The sequence below is a fragment of the Kitasatospora sp. NPDC091257 genome, assembly GCF_044757675.1.
Taxonomy (GTDB): Bacteria; Actinomycetota; Actinomycetes; order Streptomycetales; family Streptomycetaceae; genus Kitasatospora; species Kitasatospora lactacystinica.
Genome location: NZ_JBIVVI010001332.1, coordinates 1 through 2,320 on the forward strand (window position 1 = coordinate 1; position 2,320 = coordinate 2,320).

Here is a 2,320-nt window from a genome sequence, read left to right on the forward strand (position 1 = left end):
GGCGGTGTGGTGCGGGGTCGTCGTGACGGTGACGCGGCGACGGAGCTGGTCGAGGCGGCGCTGCCGGCGGTGGTCTCGGTGACGGACCAGTCGGGTGAGGCCCGGTACCCGTCGTTCAAGGGGATCATGGCGGCGAAGAAGAAGCCGGTGCAGTCGCTGGACCTGGACGACCTGGGCATCGAGGCGGACGAGGTCGGTCTGGCGGGTTCGTGGACGGCGGTCGAGTCGGTGGCGGCGCGTCCGGCGCGGACCGCGGGCACGGTCGTCAAGGACGAGGGCGAGGGCGGCAAGTCGCTCGCCGCCTTCCTCGCCGACCAGAAGTTCATCTAGTCCCACCCGTTCGCGCATCCAACGATCGATCAGGAGCAACGAATCATGGCTGAGATCCTGGTTCTGGTGGACCACGCCGACGGTGCGGTCCGCAAGCCGGCCCTGGAGCTGCTGACCCTGGCCCGCCGCATCGGCGAGCCGTCCGCCGTCGTCCTCGGCGCCGGTGCGGCCGCGGCCGACATCGCGGTGAAGGCCGGCGAGTACGGCGCGGTGAAGGTGTACGTCGCCGACGGCGCCGAGTTCGCCGACCAGCTGGTCGTCCCCAAGGTGGACGCCCTGGCCCAGATCGCCGGGGCCGGCGACGTCGCCGCCGTGCTGGTGACGTCCTCCGGCGAGGGCAAGGAGGTCGCCGCGCGCGTCGCGCTGCGGATCGGCTCCGGCATCATCACCGACGCCGTCGACCTGGAGGCCGGCGACGGCGGCCCGGTCGCCACCCAGTCGGTGTTCGCCGCGTCCTTCCAGGTGAAGTCGAAGGTCACCAAGGGTGCGCCGGTCATCACCGTCAAGCCGAACGCCGTCGCCCCGGAGGCCGCCCCGGCCGCCGGTGCGGTGGAGAACGTCGCCGTCGCGTTCACCGGCAACGCCGCCAAGGTGACCTCGCGCACCCCGCGCGTGTCCTCCGGCCGCCCGGAGCTGACCGAGGCCGCCATCGTGGTCTCCGGCGGCCGCGGCGTCGGTGCCGCCGAGGGCTTCGGCGTGGTCGAGGAGCTCGCGGACGCGCTGGGCGCGGCCGTCGGCGCCTCGCGCGCCGCCGTGGACGCCGGCTGGTACCCGCACAGCAGCCAGGTCGGCCAGACCGGCAAGCAGGTCTCCCCGCAGCTGTACGTGGCCAACGGCATCTCGGGCGCGATCCAGCACCGGGCCGGCATGCAGACCTCGAAGACCATCGTGGCCGTCAACAAGGACTCCGAGGCCCCGATCTTCGAGCTCGCCGACTACGGCGTGGTCGGCGACCTCTTCGAGGTGCTGCCGCAGCTCACCGCCGAGGTGAAGGCCCGCAAGGCCTGATCCCCGGACGACAGCGGAGGGCGTGGCGCCGAGTGGTACTCGGTGCCACGCCCTCCGTCGTCTCCGTCGTCTCCGTCGTCTCCGTCGCTCTCCGGCAGCGCCCCGGGCGCGCCGTCCGCCCCGCCCGCCGCACGGTCCCCCGGCGGATCACTCCGCGACGAAGGCCGCGAGGTGCTGGGTGGCGAGGTGCTGGGTGAAGCCGCCCTGGGCCGGCGGCAGCGGGCGCGGCTCGGTGTCCTGCACCGGCGGTGGCGGCTCCATCGGCAGCAGCCGCAGTTCCGGCTGGTCGGAGTCGGGGGAGGGGAGCAGCCGCACCCGGGTGCCGACCGGCACGGTGCTGCGCATCCCGTCCACGATGCACCAGACGTCGAAGCCCTCCGCCATGCGGATCAGGGACTTCTGACGGACCAGCGGCGTCCGGGCCTGTTCGACCGCGCAGCGCCGCACCACGCCGGTGCCCTCGCTGGGCTCCAGCCTGAGGTCGGTGGATCCGCAGGTGGGGCAGAGCAGCCGCTGGAAGGTCGGGTTGTTGCACCACGTGCAGCGCTGGAAGTACAGCGTCGTGCTGCGGGTGTCGGCATCGATGGCTGAGTGGATCACGCTGTCATCTCCCTGCGCTCGGACCGGCTCGTTCGGCAGAAGTTCGGCAGTAGTTCGGCACGAAAAGGATAGGGAACTCAGTGCCGCAAAGGGAAGGCACTGAGTTCCCTTTTTGCCGCGCGCATGCATAATGAAGGGTACTGAGTACCGTCGTGAAACAGGAGTGGCGATCATGAGCCAGGACTTCGATCTCTTCCGGATCTCCGAGGAGCACGGGATGCTCCGTGAGGCGGTGCGTTCGCTGGCCGAGGCGAAGATCGCTCCGTTCGCGGCGGAGGTGGACGAGCTGGGGCGGTTCCCGCAGGAGGCGCTGGAGGCGTTGCGGGGCAATGACCTGCACGCGGTGCACGTGCCGGAGGAGTTCGGTGGTGCGGGGGCGGAT

At 71.6% G+C, this 2,320-nt stretch carries 4 protein-coding genes; 3 read left to right on the forward strand and 1 reads right to left on the reverse strand.

Annotated features, from left to right (window positions below; genetic code table 11):
- On the forward strand, nt 1–330 hold a 330-nt coding region (locus ACIQOV_RS37930), incomplete at its 5' end, for an electron transfer flavoprotein subunit beta/FixA family protein (RefSeq protein ID WP_401055322.1).
- A 45-nt stretch (nt 331–375) separates the two neighbouring features.
- Nucleotides 376–1,338, forward strand: a complete 963-nt coding sequence (locus ACIQOV_RS37935; RefSeq protein WP_401055323.1) for an electron transfer flavoprotein subunit alpha/FixB family protein — start codon at nt 376–378, stop codon at nt 1,336–1,338.
- A 147-nt stretch (nt 1,339–1,485) separates the two neighbouring features.
- On the opposite strand, the gene ACIQOV_RS37940 is transcribed toward ACIQOV_RS37935, so the two are convergent.
- Nucleotides 1,486–1,938 (reverse strand): hypothetical protein, encoded by a 453-nt coding sequence (locus tag ACIQOV_RS37940; RefSeq protein ID WP_359915655.1) that lies wholly within the window; start codon nt 1,936–1,938, stop codon nt 1,486–1,488.
- Nucleotides 1,939–2,110: 172 nt separating this feature from the next.
- On the opposite strand from ACIQOV_RS37940, the gene ACIQOV_RS37945 reads away from it, so the two are divergent.
- The coding region (locus ACIQOV_RS37945) for an acyl-CoA dehydrogenase family protein (RefSeq protein ID WP_401055325.1) at nt 2,111–2,320 on the forward strand (210 nt) is incomplete at its 3' end.